Source organism: Devosia sp. (assembly GCF_017307565.1).
Taxonomy (GTDB): domain Bacteria; phylum Pseudomonadota; class Alphaproteobacteria; order Rhizobiales; family Devosiaceae; genus Devosia.
In genome coordinates this window covers 3,928-18,922 of the sequence record NZ_JAFKHD010000401.1, presented here as the reverse complement: position 1 = coordinate 18,922, position 14,995 = coordinate 3,928, and the positions used below count along the sequence as shown (strand labels likewise).

Annotated in this window: 18 protein-coding genes and 2 pseudogenes; 14 read left to right on the top strand and 6 right to left on the bottom strand. The window is 63.2% G+C overall.

Annotated elements, in window-relative coordinates; all coding sequences use genetic code 11:
- From J0I64_RS16080 to J0I64_RS16070, 3 genes and pseudogenes are all read left to right on the top strand, one after another.
- Nucleotides 1-955: toprim domain-containing protein (locus J0I64_RS16080; RefSeq protein ID WP_291410041.1), on the top strand; the 955-nt coding region annotated here is incomplete at its 5' end.
- Between the two features lie 195 nt (nucleotides 956-1,150).
- Nucleotides 1,151-1,294 (top strand): annotated as a pseudogene (locus J0I64_RS16075) (DapH/DapD/GlmU-related protein); the annotation flags it as partial.
- A gap of 81 nt (nucleotides 1,295-1,375) precedes the next feature.
- The gene (locus J0I64_RS16070; RefSeq protein WP_291410039.1) at nucleotides 1,376-2,131 is read left to right on the top strand and encodes a metallophosphoesterase family protein; all 756 of its coding nucleotides are present in this window, start codon (nucleotides 1,376-1,378) and stop codon (nucleotides 2,129-2,131) included.
- Nucleotides 2,132-2,213: 82 nt separating this feature from the next.
- On the opposite strand, the gene J0I64_RS16065 is transcribed toward J0I64_RS16070, so the two are convergent.
- A complete protein-coding gene (locus J0I64_RS16065; protein ID WP_291410037.1) occupies nucleotides 2,214-2,516 on the bottom strand; it encodes an alkylphosphonate utilization protein in 303 nt (100 codons plus the stop codon).
- Between the two features lie 156 nt (nucleotides 2,517-2,672).
- On the opposite strand from J0I64_RS16065, the gene J0I64_RS16060 reads away from it, so the two are divergent.
- On the top strand, nucleotides 2,673-3,695 hold the full coding sequence (locus J0I64_RS16060) for an LLM class flavin-dependent oxidoreductase (RefSeq protein ID WP_291410035.1): 1,023 nt from the start codon (nucleotides 2,673-2,675) through the stop codon (nucleotides 3,693-3,695).
- A 78-nt stretch (nucleotides 3,696-3,773) separates the two neighbouring features.
- On the opposite strand, the gene J0I64_RS16055 is transcribed toward J0I64_RS16060, so the two are convergent.
- From J0I64_RS16055 to J0I64_RS16035, 5 genes are all read right to left on the bottom strand, one after another.
- Nucleotides 3,774-4,292, bottom strand: coding sequence for a hypothetical protein (locus J0I64_RS16055; protein ID WP_291410033.1), 519 nt, complete (start codon nucleotides 4,290-4,292; stop codon nucleotides 3,774-3,776).
- 40 nt (nucleotides 4,293-4,332) lie between these two features.
- Nucleotides 4,333-4,641, bottom strand: coding sequence for a hypothetical protein (locus J0I64_RS16050; protein WP_291410031.1), 309 nt, complete (start codon nucleotides 4,639-4,641; stop codon nucleotides 4,333-4,335).
- Nucleotides 4,642-4,716: 75 nt separating this feature from the next.
- A complete protein-coding gene (locus tag J0I64_RS16045; RefSeq protein WP_291410029.1) occupies nucleotides 4,717-5,277 on the bottom strand; it encodes a biotin transporter BioY in 561 nt (186 codons plus the stop codon).
- An 11-nt stretch (nucleotides 5,278-5,288) separates the two neighbouring features.
- Nucleotides 5,289-5,906 (bottom strand): energy-coupling factor transporter transmembrane protein EcfT, encoded by a 618-nt coding sequence (locus J0I64_RS16040; RefSeq protein ID WP_291410027.1) that lies wholly within the window; start codon nucleotides 5,904-5,906, stop codon nucleotides 5,289-5,291.
- Nucleotides 5,903-6,580, bottom strand: a complete 678-nt coding sequence (locus tag J0I64_RS16035; protein WP_291410025.1) for an energy-coupling factor ABC transporter ATP-binding protein — start codon at nucleotides 6,578-6,580, stop codon at nucleotides 5,903-5,905. The genes J0I64_RS16040 and J0I64_RS16035 overlap by 4 nt, the downstream gene beginning before the upstream one ends.
- Before the next feature lie 320 nt (nucleotides 6,581-6,900).
- On the opposite strand from J0I64_RS16035, the gene J0I64_RS16030 reads away from it, so the two are divergent.
- The 10 genes and pseudogenes from J0I64_RS16030 to J0I64_RS15985 all read left to right on the top strand — a co-directional run bounded on the left by J0I64_RS16030 (nucleotide 6,901) and on the right by J0I64_RS15985 (nucleotide 14,863).
- Nucleotides 6,901-9,567 carry a PBP1A family penicillin-binding protein gene (locus J0I64_RS16030; protein ID WP_291410023.1) on the top strand — a complete coding sequence of 889 codons (2,667 nt, stop codon included), beginning with the start codon at nucleotides 6,901-6,903 and terminating at the stop codon, nucleotides 9,565-9,567.
- Between the two features lie 107 nt (nucleotides 9,568-9,674).
- Nucleotides 9,675-10,154, top strand: coding sequence for a glutathione peroxidase (locus J0I64_RS16025; protein WP_291410021.1), 480 nt, complete (start codon nucleotides 9,675-9,677; stop codon nucleotides 10,152-10,154).
- Between the two features lie 108 nt (nucleotides 10,155-10,262).
- Complete coding sequence (locus J0I64_RS16020; protein ID WP_291410019.1) at nucleotides 10,263-10,724, top strand: Crp/Fnr family transcriptional regulator; 462 nt, start codon at nucleotides 10,263-10,265, stop codon at nucleotides 10,722-10,724.
- Complete coding sequence (locus J0I64_RS16015; RefSeq protein WP_291410017.1) at nucleotides 10,721-11,044, top strand: SelT/SelW/SelH family protein; 324 nt, start codon at nucleotides 10,721-10,723, stop codon at nucleotides 11,042-11,044. Before J0I64_RS16020 ends, J0I64_RS16015 begins: the two co-directional genes overlap by 4 nt.
- A gap of 65 nt (nucleotides 11,045-11,109) precedes the next feature.
- Nucleotides 11,110-11,292: pseudogene (locus J0I64_RS16010) on the top strand (DUF1508 domain-containing protein); the annotation flags it as partial.
- A gap of 24 nt (nucleotides 11,293-11,316) precedes the next feature.
- Entirely contained in the window at nucleotides 11,317-11,478 is a 162-nt protein-coding gene (locus J0I64_RS16005) for a YegP family protein (protein ID WP_291410043.1), read from the top strand.
- A gap of 199 nt (nucleotides 11,479-11,677) precedes the next feature.
- A complete protein-coding gene (locus J0I64_RS16000; RefSeq protein ID WP_291410015.1) occupies nucleotides 11,678-12,469 on the top strand; it encodes an ABC transporter substrate-binding protein in 792 nt (263 codons plus the stop codon).
- A gap of 177 nt (nucleotides 12,470-12,646) precedes the next feature.
- Nucleotides 12,647-13,465 (top strand): amino acid ABC transporter permease, encoded by an 819-nt coding sequence (locus tag J0I64_RS15995; RefSeq protein WP_291410013.1) that lies wholly within the window; start codon nucleotides 12,647-12,649, stop codon nucleotides 13,463-13,465.
- Between the two features lie 81 nt (nucleotides 13,466-13,546).
- The gene (locus J0I64_RS15990; RefSeq protein ID WP_291410011.1) at nucleotides 13,547-14,068 is read left to right on the top strand and encodes a CreA family protein; all 522 of its coding nucleotides are present in this window, start codon (nucleotides 13,547-13,549) and stop codon (nucleotides 14,066-14,068) included.
- A 159-nt stretch (nucleotides 14,069-14,227) separates the two neighbouring features.
- Nucleotides 14,228-14,863, top strand: a complete 636-nt coding sequence (locus J0I64_RS15985; RefSeq protein WP_291410009.1) for a peroxiredoxin — start codon at nucleotides 14,228-14,230, stop codon at nucleotides 14,861-14,863.
- The last annotated feature ends 132 nt before the right edge of the window (nucleotides 14,864-14,995 follow it).

The window sequence follows — 14,995 nt, the reverse complement described above, 5'->3', positions numbered from 1 at the left end:
GTTCAACGCGGACAAGCTGCGCTACCACAAGATTATCATCATGACCGACGCCGACGTCGACGGCGCCCATATCCGCACGCTGCTGCTGACGTTCTTCTACCGGCAGACGCCGGAACTCCTGGAACGCGGGCACATCTATATCGCCCAGCCCCCGCTCTATAAGGCGACGCGTGGCCGGTCCGAGCAGTATCTCAAGGACGAGCGGGCGCTTGAGGATTACCTCCTCAATGCCGGTCTCGACGAAGCCGTGTTCACGACGCGCGATGGCGTCGAGCATGCGGGGCCTGACCTCTTGTCGATCCTGCAGCAGGCGCGCGACATCGACTATGCGATCAAGAACCTCAACACGCGCTACAACCGGAACCTGGTTGAACAGGCGGCGATTGTCGGCGGGCTCGATCCCGATGGCATGGCCGATCCGGACAAGAGCGCGGAAACCCTGAAGCGCGTTGCCAACCGCCTCGACCGCATTTCCGACGAGCTGGAACGCGGCTGGACCGGCGAGGTCACCGACGAAGACGCTCTCGCCTTCTCGCGCACGGTGCGCGGCGTGACCGAGACACACCAGATCGACCGGGCACTCCTGCAGTCGGCTGACGCGCGAAAACTGCGCCAGCTGGCAGCGCGTCTCGACGAACTTTTTGGCGGCGTGCCGACGCTGAAGCGCAAGGGCGACACGATCTCGATCTTCGGGCCGAGCTCGCTGTTCAAGGCCGTCACTGATGCCGGCCGCAAGGGCGTTTCGCTGCAGCGCTATAAAGGTCTTGGCGAAATGAACGCCGAGCAGCTCTGGGAAACGACGCTCGACCCCAATGCCCGCACCCTGCTGCGCGTCGAAATCGACGAGACCAGCGAAGCCGATGAAATCTTCACCGCGCTCATGGGTGACCTCGTCGAACCGCGCCGCGAGTTCATCCAGGACAATGCGCTCAACGTGAGCAATCTGGACGTCTGAGAGCCGAGCCGGAGGCAAAATCTCCCCGTTGGGGAGATTTTAGGCGAGCAGGCCATGAGAGCTGTGCTCGAATGGCACGACGTCTCGGAACAACAAAATCCCCGCGTAAGCGGGGATTTTTGTTTTGTTGTTCGTATCGCCCTGCCTTGTGCCCGAGGCGCGCCTGCGCCGGGTATGCTTTTCGAAGGCCGGGCCTGGATCGGTGCCGCCGCGACGATTCTGCGGGGCGTGGCGATTGGCGAGAATGCGGTGATTGCCGCCGGAGCCGTGGTCAGTCGCGATGTGCCGGGGAACACGATGGTGGCTGGCGTGCCGGCACGGGCGATCAAGCAGCTTTAGCCCTTTGTCGCGGGAAGGTGGATTCCGTTTGGGCCCTGTGGTCTCTTCGCTCATATACATTTGAGCGCTCATGGTTTGTGCATGTCCAACGCGTCCGAACGCATCGCCATCATCTCCGACGTCCACGGCAATCTCACGGCGCTTGAGGCGGTGCTGGACGACATTGCCGCAAGAGGCATCGGCCGCATCTTCAATCTGGGTGATCTGGTGGGGAAGGGGCCTCGCTCGGCCGAGGTCGTCGATCGCTGCCGTCAGACCTGCGAGGTGGTGGTTCAGGGCAATTGGGACGCCGATGTTTCGTCGGGGACGACGGAGCGCCCTGCGCCACGCTGGCATCACCATCAGCTTGGCCCCGAGCGCAATGCCTATCTCGCCGATCTGCCGGGCAGCCACGATTGCATGATTGGCGGTGGGCCGGCCCGGTTCTTTCACGCCAGCCAGGTCAGCCCATTCCAGCGCATCTATGAAAACGCGCCGCGCGAGGCGCAGAGGGGCATGTTCTCCAATACCGATTTCACCGGCCACGCCTCGCAACCGAGGCTGGTCGGTTATGGTGACATTCACCGGCCCTATGTGCTCAATTTCGACGGGAAGACGCTCTTCAATGCCGGCAGCGTCGGCAATCCGCTGGATCAGCCGCTGGCGTGCTATTGCATCATTGAGGCCAGGTCAGGCGACCGGCAGCCCTCGTCCTGGTCGCTGAACGTCGTGCGTGTCGCCTATGACATTGAGGCCGAACTGGCTTTTGCCAGGGCCTCTGACATGCCGGATTTTGAGCACTATGCCACCGAGCTGCGGACGGCGGTCTATCGTGGTGTTTCTGCGTATGGTGTTTAGGCTGCGGGATTGACGGTAGGAATCTCGGAGGGGGATCCCCGCTTTCGCGGGAATGCCGCCGTGGGCGTGAGAAGCGCGCGCCTCAGCGCTTGCGGACGAATTCGGTGCGGAGGACGAGGCCCTTGATGGCGTCGTGGCGGCAGTCGATTTCTTCGGGGTTGTCGGTGAGGCGGATGGTCTTGATGACCGTGCCTTGCTTGAGGGTCTGCCCGGCGCCTTTCACCTTGAGGTCCTTGATCAGCACGACGGAATCGCCGTCGGCGAGGAGATTGCCGGAGGCGTCGCGCACTTCCTGGGTTTTCGCCTGGGCGGCGGCGATCTCGGAGGCCGGGCGCCACTCGCCGGTGGCCTCGTCATAGACATAGTCATCATTGGAATCGGTCATGCCTCCCTATTGCAGGCGGGACAGGTCTTGCCAAGTCCGGGGAGGGGAGCGCCATCGTTCACTGAGCAGAACCAATCCGTTCCGATTGGCCGCCTTGCGCCCACCCCTGGCACCGCCTAGCTATGACCCAACACAATTGAGCCCCGTGAGGCGGAAATGAAGAAGATCGGCTTTTTGTCCTTTGGGCATTGGAATCCCTCGCCCCAGTCGGGCACGCGCTCGGCTGCCGATGCACTGCTGCAATCGATCGACCTGGCCGTGGCGGCCGAGGAACTGGGCGCCGACGGCGCCTATTTCCGCGTGCACCATTTTGCTCGCCAGCTCGGTTCGCCCTTCCCGCTGCTGGCCGCCGCTGGCGCCAAAACCAAGAAAATCGAACTCGGCACGGCCGTGATCGACATGCGCTATGAAAATCCGCTCTACATGGCCGAGGATGCCGGTGCGGCTGACCTCATCGCCGGTGGGCGTCTGCAGCTTGGCATTTCGCGCGGGTCGCCCGAGCAGGTGATCGATGGCTGGCGTTATTTTGGTTTTGCACCCGAAGAGGGCAAGACGGACCAGGACATGGCGCGTCAGCACGCGGAAGTGTTTCTCGAGGTGATCAAGGGCAAGGGCTTTGCCCAGCCCAATCCGCAGCCCATGTTCCCCAACCCGCCGGGCATGTTGCGGCTCGAGCCACATTCCGAAGGGCTGCGCGAGCGCATCTGGTGGGGTGCGGCGAGTGACGCGACGGCGATCTGGGCGGCCAAGATGGGCATGCACCTGCAGTCCTCGACGCTGAAATTCGATGAGAGCGGAAAGCCTTTCCACATTCAGCAGGCCGAACAGATTCGCGCCTATCGCGCGGCCTGGAAGGAAGCAGGGCACGCCGGTGAGCCGCGGGTTTCGGTCAGCCGCTCGATCTTTGCCCTCGTCAACGACCAGGACCGGATGTTCTTCGGTGCCGGCCGGCCCGAGCAGGACCAGTTTGGCTATATCGAACCGGAAAAGCGCGCGGTGTTCGGGCGTGGTTATACGGCCGAGCCCGACAAGCTGATTGAGGAACTCAAGCGCGACGAGGCCATTGCCGAAGCCGACACGCTGCTGCTCACCGTGCCGAACCAGCTCGGGGTCGACTACAACGCCCATGTGATCGAGAGCATTCTTACCCATGTGGCGCCAGGTCTCGGCTGGCGCTGAGCTTTTGGGCTCGCTTTGACAAAACTGTGTGATCCCCGCGCAAGCGGGGATTGCCGTTTTTGGCGAGGATTTTGGGGGTCAGGGCAGTCTGAAGGCTGACCCTTCGCATTTGTTGGCCTGCCAATAGCGGGTGACATCAGTAAAGGCGCCGGTCGCGAGTTTTTCGATCCTGGCGGCGAAGGCCATGGCGCGGCATTCATTGGGGCCGGCAACGACATGGACAATTTCGTGCAGTACGGTGAGGGTGCGAAGGCCATCGGCACCGGGCGTCAGGAATTGCGGACAGAGGGTCAGCGTGACCCGGCCGTTTTCGGGCGGCAGGCGCACGAAGGCGGCGTAGCGGTCGCAGGAGCCGGTGGTCTTGCTGCCACTGGTGACCGAAAGCCTGGTAGTCCCGCCCCAATGGGGCGAGGAGAAACTGCGCAGCGTCAGCGCATCGCGATAGGCCGCGATATCGACGCCAAACAGCTCGGCGGGAAGCTGCGGCAGGGCCGTCTCGAACTGGCTGATGGCGCGATCGAAGGCCATATCGATGACATCGGCCCTGGCAGGGATCAGACTGGCGGCGAAGAAAAGGAGCACGAGGCAGAAACGCATGGCGGTTTTCTGCCCCCACTTGATGGCGCCTGCAAGGCGGTTAGCTGCCGGTGCCGGCAAGGAAAGGCATGATATCGACGCTGCTGCCGAGAAAAACCGTAAAATGCGGGTGGCTCTCAAAAAGTCTGGCTGCCGCTTCGATGCTTTCGGCTTCGACCACGATATAGCCGCAGACCTCGTTGCTGGCCGGCGCTGTGCCCGATTTGCTGACGCGCAGCGTCTTGCCCACCATGCCGCCGCGATTGGGGAAGGCGGCGGCATGCTTTTCTTCCCATTCGCTCCATTGCCTGAGCCCGATGGCGTCGGCGGCATCCTGCTCGGCTTTGGGCAGGGCGCGAAAGCGGGCCATTTTGCGCTCTTGGGGCCGAACTCGGAGATGCCCGAGCCTAGCGGCTCGGGCATCTGGAGTCATCAAGCGCAAGGGTCAGGCGACGCGGGTGCGGGCGCCAAAATTCTGCGCGATGAACTGGCCGGCATAGGCGGCGATAGCGGCCTTGACGAGATCGCCCGGCACGAAGACCAGGTCGCCGATCAGCGCGTCGCTGGGGGCAAGGCCGACATAGAGAATGAGCCAGAGAACGCCAAAGACGTGCTGGACGACGACGCCGAGCACGGCGCCGAGGAAGAAGCCGCCAAAGATCTTCCAGCCATTGAGCTGACGCTTGCTGACCTGGTCGGCGACCCAGCCGGCGATGAAGGCTGCGGGCAGGTGGCCGAAGAGGTAGCCGGCCGTGGGGCCGACAAAGACCGCAAGGCCGCCGCGACCGCCCGCGAGCACCGGCAGGCCAATGGCGACGAGCACGAGCAGCAGCAAGACCGAGAGCGTGCCGCCGCGCGCCCCGAGGACGACGCCGGCGAGAAGCGCGCCGAGGCTCTGGGCGTGAATGGGCACGGGGAAGAAGCCAAGCATGATCGGCGGGATCAGGCCCAGAACAACGATGATGGCGGTGAAGAGGGCGATGAGCACCAGGGAACGGGTCTGCATGGAAACGGCCTTCAGTTTGGCTTGGCGTGTTCGGGACGAATGCATCGCGCGTCGATGGCATTCGCAATGTCGTCGGCGCCTTGCAGCGTGCCGATGATCATCGGGACGAGCAGGGTGGCCGGGCGTATCTTGAGACCGCGGGCGCGATGCGCCTCGATCACAGCCCGATAGCGCGTCTGCACCTCGGGCACGAAGCGGATGACGAGGCCGATGGCGAGCCCGATATCTGCGGCATTGCCGATGCCGATCCGTTCGAGCGGACGGGCAAGGGCGGTGATGGTCTCGATGAACTGGCCGATCGTCGTCGTGGTGGTGACGGTGGTGGCAAAAAGGCTGAGGGCGCTGAGGCGCAGCAGCAAGACAAGGCCCGTTTCGGGGTCTTTGGCAAAGGCCGTCCAGCCCGCGACCAGCGCAATGGTGAGAAGGAGCGGCCAGGACGCCAGCCACTGCCGCAGGGCCGGGCGGCAGAAGAGGAGCGTTGTGCCGAGGACCAGAGCGGCGATGACACCGAGCGCGAAAGCCGAAGACAGCGCAAAGACCAGAACGCTGAGGGCAAAAAGCACGGCGAGCTTGGCGGCGGGCGGCAGGCGGTGGAGAGGGCCGCTGCCGGCGGGCTGGGAAAAGTTCATGTGGCCAGCGCCCTATAGCGGGCAAGGGTCTCGTCGGCAGCGCCATCGTGGACCAGCCGGCCTTCATGAAAGAGCAGGACGCGCTCGAAATCGGCAAGGAGCGGCAGGTCGTGGCTGATGACGATGACGTCTTCGGCCAGCGCGCCGATGGTGCGGGCGACGAGGTTGCGGTTCCTAAGGTCGAGCTGGTTGGTGGGCTCGTCCATGATGACGATGCCGGGGGCGGTGACCAACACCGAGGCGAGGGCGGCAAGCTGGACTTCGCCGCCGGAAAGCTCATGGGCGCGGCGATCGGCGAGATGGGCGGCGCCGACGCGATCGAGGGCGGCCATTACGGCGGTGTCACGCTCGGCCTTGCCGAGGCGCCGGGACTGGAGGCCGAGGGCGATATCGTCGCGGATCAGCGGCAGCACGATCTGGTTGGCCGGGTTCTGAAAGATGTAGCCGACCATGGCGCGCACCCGGGCGCCGTCTTTGGCGGTGTCGCAGCCATTGGTGAGGACGCGGCCGGCGGCTGGCTGCACGAGGCCATTGATCATGCGGGAGAAAGTGGTCTTGCCCGAGCCATTGAGGCCGACAATGCCGATGCGGCGTTGCGTGAGCCGGAGCGACACCGGTTCGAGGACGACCCTCTCGCCAAACCGGGCCTCGGCCTTGTCAAAGAAAATGTCCAAATCGCCGTTCCATGCGGTGCTGGTCCGCTTTGCTCTTTACCGGGGGTGGCGGTCAAGCACATATCCACAACTGTCCCGGATCAGGGCAGGTTGGAAGCTGTGGCAGCGACGACACACTTGCCAAAAGGTGAGGCAAACTCACATAAACCGGCCACATTTTCCGAGGAAAAGCGTCACATCCGATCGCGAGACATGATTGTGGGCAGCGCTGAACCGCCCGACCGGACGCAACGGACTTTAACCTCCCGCTTACCTTTTGTTTCCCTCATGGAGAGAACAGGATAGAAGCGGGCTGAGACTCCCGAACCCAGGTTTGCTCGATGGACTTTCGCATTTCGGCCGATGACCGCGTTGGTGCCCAGCCCAATAGGGGCGCCAAGCCGCAAGCGCGTGCCGCCAAGGGCTCGCGCGTCGAGCCGAGCCTGGGCCAGTCCGTCGGCGGCTTCGTCGATGACGAGCGCTCTGGTGGTCCCATCGGCGGCGGCAATGGCGGTGGCGGCAAGCCGCCGCGCGGCAAGAAGCCGGCCCGCGCCGAAAAGCAGCCGCGCCGCGGCAAGGCCGAAACTGCAAAGCCGAAAAAGCGTCGTTCGCGCTCCGGCGGCTTCCTCATGGGCCTCCTCTGGTGGGGCTTTGTCGCCTGCCTCTGGGGCGGCCTCGCCGTCATTGCGGTCATCGTCTATTATGGCGCCCAGCTACCATCATCCAATGGCTGGGCCATTCCCGATCGCCCGCCCAATATCCGCATTCTGGCGGCCGATGGCAGCCTGATTTCCAATCGCGGCCAGACCGGCGGCGAGGCCGTGACCTTCCGCGAATTGCCGCAATATGTGCCGGCTGCCTTCATCGCCTCGGAAGACAAGCGCTTCATGAGCCACTTCGGTGTCGACCCCATCGGTCTTCTGGCCGTGGCGGTTGAATCGGTGCAGGCGCGCGGCGTGACCCGTGGTGCATCGACGCTGACCCAGCAGGTCGCGAAAAACCTCTTCCTGACCCCCGACCAGACCCTGGGCCGCAAGGTGCAGGAAGCGATCCTGGCCATCTGGCTCGAGCAGAATTTCACCAAGGAAGAAATTCTCGAACTCTATATGAACCGCGTCTATTTCGGTGCGGGCGCCACCGGCATCGAAGCGGCGGCGCAGACCTATTTTGGCGTCTCCGCGCGCAATCTGTCGCTTGGCCAGGCCGCCATGCTGGTCGGCATCCTGCCCGCGCCGTCCGCTTACAATCCCAAGGCCAATCCGCAGCGCGCCATCGAGCGCCAGCGCATCGTGCTCAACGTGATGGCGCAGGAAGGCTACATCACCCGCGAGGAAGCCGACGCCGCCCAGATCGACCCCGCGCAATCGAATGTGCGCACGGTGGTGGCGGGGTCTGAATCCTATGTCGCTGACTGGGTCGAAAGCCTGATGACCGCCTATATCGGCGAGATCAAGGACGACGTGGTGGTGCAGACCACCATCGACTGGAAGATGCAGAAGGACGCCGAGTTCATCGTCAAGGAGGCGGTGGCCAATGAAGGCTCCAAACGCGGCTTCTCCCAGGGCGCGCTTGTCGCCATGGACGTCAATGGCACGGTGCGTGCCATGGTCGGCGGTGTCGACTATCAGGCGAGCCAGTATAATCGCGCCGTGACCGCCAAGCGCCAGCCCGGCTCGACCTTCAAGCCCTTCGTCTACATGGCCGCCATGGAAAAGGGCTATACGCCCGATACCCTGGCCGAGGACGCCCAGTTTGAATACAAGGGCTGGAGCCCGCGCAATGCCTCGGGCAAATATGCCGGCACGGTGACGCTGCGGCAGGGCCTGGCCTATTCGCTCAACACCATTGCCGGGCGTCTCGCCATCGACGTGACGCCGGAAAAGGTGATCGAGGTCGCAACGCGTATGGGTATTTCCTCGCCCATGACCCCGGTGCCCTCCATCGCGCTCGGCACCCAGGAAGTGAACCTGCTCGAGCTGACCTCGGCCTATGCACCCTTTGCCAATGGCGGCATGGGCGTCATCCCCAATGTGATCACCAAGATCACCTCCAAGGATGGCACCGTGCTCTACGAGGCATCCGACGCCGGCCCCGGCCGCGTGGTCGACCCCAACGTGCTCAACGAAATGAACGACATGCTCGAAACCGCGGTGGAAGTGGGGACGGGTCGTGGCGCCAATCTCGGCGGCTGGGCTTTCGGCGGCAAGACCGGCACCAGCCAGAACGCCCGCGACGCGCTCTTTGTCGGCTATACCTCGGCCATGGTCACCGGCGTGTGGCTGGGCAATGACAACGACACCAAGACCACCCTTTCGGGTGGCAACGTGCCGGCGGCCATCTGGTCCGAATTCATGACCAAGGCCCATGCCGGTCGCTCGCCGGTTCCGATCCCCAGCGGTTCCTATCAGGGCCAGGTCGTTGCCCAGCAGATGGTCGATCCGACCACCGGCCAGGCGCTGATCGACCCGACTACCGGGCAACCGCAGGTGCAATATGTCGATGGTGGTACCGGACAGCCGGTGCAGACCATGACCGACCCGGCGACGGGCCGCGTTGTGGCCATAGATCCCGCGACCGGTCAGCCGATTCAGGGCCTCGCCCCGGCCGGCGGCGGCAGCATGAACCCGCCGATCCAGACCGGGCAGATGACCGATCCGACTACCGGCCTGCCGGTCGATCAGGGTTTTGGTCAGCCCCAGCAGTTCAATGCGCAGGGGCAGGCCATCGACCCGGTGACCGGCTATCCGCTGCAGACCGATGGCAATGCGGGCTTCAACAACTCCGCCCCCATCGATCCGCAAACTGGCCTGCCGATGATGCTGGTGGTCGACCCGGCCACGGGCCAGCAGGTCTGGGTGCCGAGCGCTCCGGCTACGGCGCAGCCGATGCAGGGCCAGCCGGTGCAACCGTCCAGCCCCTTCGCGCCTCCGGCTGGGATCGGCGAGGAGCCGGTCTACCAGAACCAGCGCTCGCAGCGCACGCTGATGGACCTGCTCTTCGGCAACTGAAACCAGAGGCCCCGGATTTCCGGGGCCTTTTCATTTCGTCGCATTGAACTGGCGCGCCTCCGGGTCCACATCTGAGCTATCGTCCTCCAGTTTCCCGGATTTTCAACGTGACCACGCTCGCCGACTTCTCTCTGCCGCTGCTGAGCGGTGTTTCGCAAAACCTTGCCGACTACGCTGGAAAGGTCGTGCTGGTGGTCAATGTGGCGAGCCAGTGCGGGCTGACCCCGCAATATGCCGGGCTCGAGGCGCTCTATCGCCAGTATCAGGAACGTGGCCTTGTGGTGCTCGGCTTTCCCTGCAACCAGTTTGCCGGCCAGGAGCCGGGCAGCAGCGAGGAGATCGCCAGCTTCTGCGAGGTCAATTACGGCGTGACCTTTCCGGTTTTTGCGCGCATCGATGTCAATGGCGACGACGCTCACCCGCTCTATCGCTGGCTCAAATCGTCGGCGCCAGGTCTGCTCGGTAGCGAGGCGATCAAGTGGAACTTCACCAAATTCCTTATCGGTCGCGACGGACAGGTGGTGGAGCGCTACGCTCCGACCACCGAGCCGGCCGACATCGCCGGCGATATCGAAAAGCTGCTCTAGGCCCATCCGTTCGGCCGCCATCGACGTGCGCGCCTGGCGCGCGCATGCCGCTTTGCTTTGTCCGCCAAAAATTCTAGTTTATGTCCGGCGGATAAACGAGGGCGGTGAATGGCTGACATTCTCGACTATTGCAGGGATCTCAAACAGACGCGCTTCAAGTCGGGGCAGGTGCTGCTGCCCGAGGGGGAGCGCCTGGGAAAACTCTATGTCCTCGTTGACGGGCAGGTCGAGGTGATCCGTGAGCGCACCCAGGTGACCCATGTCGACGAGCCCGGCTCGATCTTTGGGGAAATGGCGGTGCTGCTCGACATGCCGCATTCGGCGACCGTCAAGGCGCTCTCCGATGTCACCGCCTATGAAATCCCCGATGCGCTGACCTTTCTGGATGGCCATCCGGAATTTTCGCTGCACATTGCCGGCATGCTGGCGCGGCGGCTCTATTATACCACCTCTTACCTCGTCGACCTGCAGCAGCAGGCGGCCGGCAAGCGGCAGGACCTCGACCTCGTCGACCAGATTCTTGCGAGCCTTGTCGACCCCTCGGAAGCGGGCAAGAAAAAGCACCGATGAGCGCGGACGCGGCAAAGTCAGACGGCGAAACGGCGGAAAAGCCCGCGATCGCGATCACCTATTGTACCCAGTGCAATTGGATGCTGCGCTCGGCCTGGATGGCGCAGGAACTGCTCTCGACCTTTTCGCTCGAACTCGGCAGCGTCACGCTGATCCCCGGCACCGGCGGCATCTTTGAAATCCGCCTCGACGGGGACCTTGTCTGGGAGCGCAAGCGCGATGGCGGTTTTCCTGATAGTCGCGTGCTCAAGCAGATGGTGCGCGACCGGATCGACCCCGAGCGCAGCCTTGGTCATGTCGATCTCGTCGAGGGCAAATAGCCCTTTCCAAACGCAGGCTTTGCGGTAGTCTTGCCCTATCGGACACGATGGGAGGGCCCGGCGTCATGGCTCACAAGTTCAAGATCACTGCCGCTGCCAATGAGCAGTTCAAGTTTGCATTCGTCTACAATGCCGAAACGATCTTCTGGTCGGAAAACTACAAGCAGAAGGCTTCGGCCAAGTCTGCCGTGGAGTCGCTGAAAAAGAACGCGCCGGGCGCCTCTACCGTCGACCTTTCCAAGGGCGAGGAAGGCAAGGGCTACCGGTTCGAGATCGTCGCCTCCAAGGACGGCCAGCATTTCGTGCGCTTCGTTGCTTCCAACAACGAGACCATGGTCCGCACCGAGACCTACAAGCAGAAGGCCAGCGCCGTTAACGCCATCGAGTCGCTGAAGAAGAACGGCCCGGGGGCCGATGTTCTCGACGAGGCTTGAGAGCCGAAGGGCCGGCCACAAGCCGGCCTGCCACGTTTGAGATTTTTCAGCGCGAACAGGGATTTCCGCTTTTGCGGCAATGACGTCGTGCCTGTTCGCCGGGCGCCGGCCTTTTCGGAACTAAAATTGGCCGGGGCGCCTCGCGCCTTGGCGAAAACCAATTTACTGTCCGGCGACCAGAACATTTGGGGACGCATCGATGTTCAAGACTTCTGCCCTGCTCGCCGTGGCCGCCGCCGCCCTTGTCAGCCTGCCGGCCATGGCCCAGGACCTGCCTAATCTCGAAGGCCGCACCATTCATGCGGTGACGGAAAACGCCTATTACCCGCTCAACTTCGCCGATCCCAAGACCGGGGAAGGCATCGGGCTCGAATATGACGTGATCAACGAGATCGCCAAGCGCCTCAACGCCAAGGTCGAGTGGAGCCTGGGGGCCTGGGACGTGATGATTGAAGCGGTGCGCACCGGCCAGTTCGATGTCGGTGCCGATGGCATCACCATCACCGCCGAGCGCAGCGCGCAGGTCGATTTCACCCAGCCCTTCATCACCGTGGAGCAATATTTCCTGGTTCGCGCCGATGAGGATCGCATCACCAGCAAGGAAAGCTTTGCCGAGCATCCCGACCTGTTGTTTGGCGCTCAGGCCGGCACCTCGTCCTTCTATACCGCCATCTATGACGTGCTCGACGGGGACGAAGCCAATCCGCGGGTGAAGGTGTTCGATACCTTTGGCGCGGCCGTGCAGGCCGTGAAGGCCGGGGACGTCGACGCCGTGATCGCCGACCAGGCCGCTTCCGCCGGCTATATCGGCGCCGATCCCGGTGCCTTCAAGCAGGTGGGGCAATCGATCAAGTCCGACCCGCTCGGGCTGATCCTGACCCCGGGCTCGGACCTTGTGGCCCCGTTCAATGCCGCGCTCGACCAACTCAAGGCCGAAGGCTGGCTCGACGAGCGGATCAACTACTGGTTCTTCCAATATTCGGGTGAATAGACCCTCGGCTCTTGGCGATTGCCAACACCCCCACGCGTCCTCCCCCATCAAAGGGGAGGCGAAGGGAGAGGGGCTCTTGCCAGATCGCGCGTCCAACTCGAACTGGCACCTCCCCCGTGATGGGGGAGGGTGGGAGAGGGTGACGACAAATGCGCCACTTTCGGCTATCTCCCCTTCATGACTTCCCGCCCGCGTCGATCCTCCATTCTTGCCCGTATGCCCTGGTGGCTGCTTGCCGTCGGGCTGCTGTTCGTGCTCGGCTTCTGGGCCATCACGGCCGACGCGACCTATTCCGATATTTTCCAGAAGCTGTCGGGCGGCGTGCTGACGACGCTTTGGGTCACGCTTCTCGCCTTTGCGCTCGCGACGGTTTTGGGCCTGCTCATTGCCCTGGCGCGCACGTCCAATATTCGGGTGCTGCGCGAGATCGCGACGTTTTACGTCGAGATCATCCGCGGTATCCCCATTCTGGTGTTTCTCTTCTACATCGCCTTTGTCGGTGCCCCGGCTCTGGTTGGTGCCTTCAACTGGGTTATGGCGCCGTTCATCGAAATGGGGTGGCTGGCCCCGGCGACGGTGCGCGGCTTCGACTTCGTCTGGCGCGCCATTCTGGCGCTGACCATCTGCTATTCGGCCTTCATCGCCGAGATTTTCAGGGCCGGGATCGAGGCGGTGGGGCGCGGTCAGGTCGAGGCGGCGCGCTCGCTCGGGCTTTCGCGCATCCAGTGCTTTCGCCTCGTCATCATGCCCCAGGCGCTGCGCACCATCCTGCCCCCCCTCGGCAATGACTTCGTTTCGATGGTGAAGGATTCAGCGCTGGTTTCGGCGCTCGGGGTGCAGGACATCACCCAATTGGGCAAGCTCTATGCCTCCTCGAGCTTCCAGTTCTTCGAGACCTATAATGTGGTGGCCTTCCTCTACCTCACCATGACCATCTCGCTCTCGCTGCTGGTGCGCTGGCTCGAAATGTTCATGGCGCGCAGGGATCGGAACTAGGTCCTCTCCGAGGCGGCGGAGGGAAGCCACTTGCGAGGGCCCCTCCCAGCAACCATGTTCTGGAAATCTCTGGAGGACCCGATGCATAAATTTGTGCGCCTTGCCGTTTTTGGAGTTGCCGCTCTTGCCCTTGCCGCCTGCGGCAATCGCTCGGAAGTGGGCAATGTCGGGGTCGACTGGACCGGCAATGACATTTCCATCGAAGCGGTGGCCGATCCCGATGTGCAGGGCGTCGTGTGCCACCTGGCCTTCTTCAACCGCTCCTTCATCGACCGCATCAGCCAGGGCAACTGGTTCGAAGACCCGTCCTATTCGGCGCTCGACTGCTCGGCGGTGGGGCCGATCACCATCGGCAATATCCAGACCAAAGGCAGCCAGGAAATCTTCAAGGAAGCGCGTTCGCTGATCTGGAAGTCGCTGCGCGTCACCCGCATCTATGACGCGGCCAACAATTCGCTGGTCTATCTCGCCCATGCGCGCGAAATCCAGCAGGGCTCGGGCAAGATGAGCCTCTCGGTTGTGCCGCTCTATGGGCTCGACGTGACCTGGAAGAATGGCGCGCCCACCCAGGCCCCCGTCGCCGGCTCGGTCATGGTGCAATAGTCCATTCTCGTCTCTGCGCCCGGCGGGCAAAGGCTTGCCGGGCTTGCCGAAAACAAGGCAAAAGCGTTCCGCCTTCGGCCGCTTCAAACGGCGAGGGGGAGCACGATATTCTCTTTTCAGACATTTAGCGCCGCCATCCGGCGGCAAGGGAAGACAACCATGGCGATCCTGATCGGCGATACCGCCCCTGATTTCACCCTCGAATCCACCGAGGGCACCATCCACTTCCACGACTATATCGAGGGCTCCTGGGCGGTGCTGTTCAGCCACCCCAAGAACTTTACTCCGGTCTGCACCACCGAACTCGGCTACACCGCCAAGCTCAAGCCCGAGTTTGAAAAGCGCGGCGTCAAGGTTTTGGGCCTTTCCGTCGACAAGCTCGAAGACCACGGCGGCTGGGCCAAGGACATCGAAGAGACGCAGGGCGCTGCGCTCAACTTCCCGCTTCTCGCCGATACCGAAGGCAAGGTGGCGCGTCTTTATGACATGATCCACCCGAACGCCGACAACACCCTCACGGTCCGTTCGGTCTTCGTCGTAGGCCCGGACAAGAAGGTAAAGCTCAAGATCGAATACCCGGCTTCCACCGGCCGCAACTTCGATGAAGTGCTGCGTGTCATCGACAGCCTGCAGCTGACCGCCAAGCATCAGGTGGCAACGCCGGTGAACTGGAAGAGCGGCGAAGACGTGATCATCGTACCCGCCGTATCCAACGAAGCGGCCAAGGCGAAGTATCCCGAGGGCTGGAAGGAACTGAAGCCCTATCTGCGCATTGTACCGCAGCCACGTGGCTGAAGCACTCCACGCTTTGGCCGGTGTGTGCCGTGCCCGCCCCCCATTGGCGCGGCCACGCACCGGGCGCGGCATCTGTCTTCTCCCTGACTGACCTGGGCGATGGGCCTCCCATCGCCCATTTTCTTTGCCCCA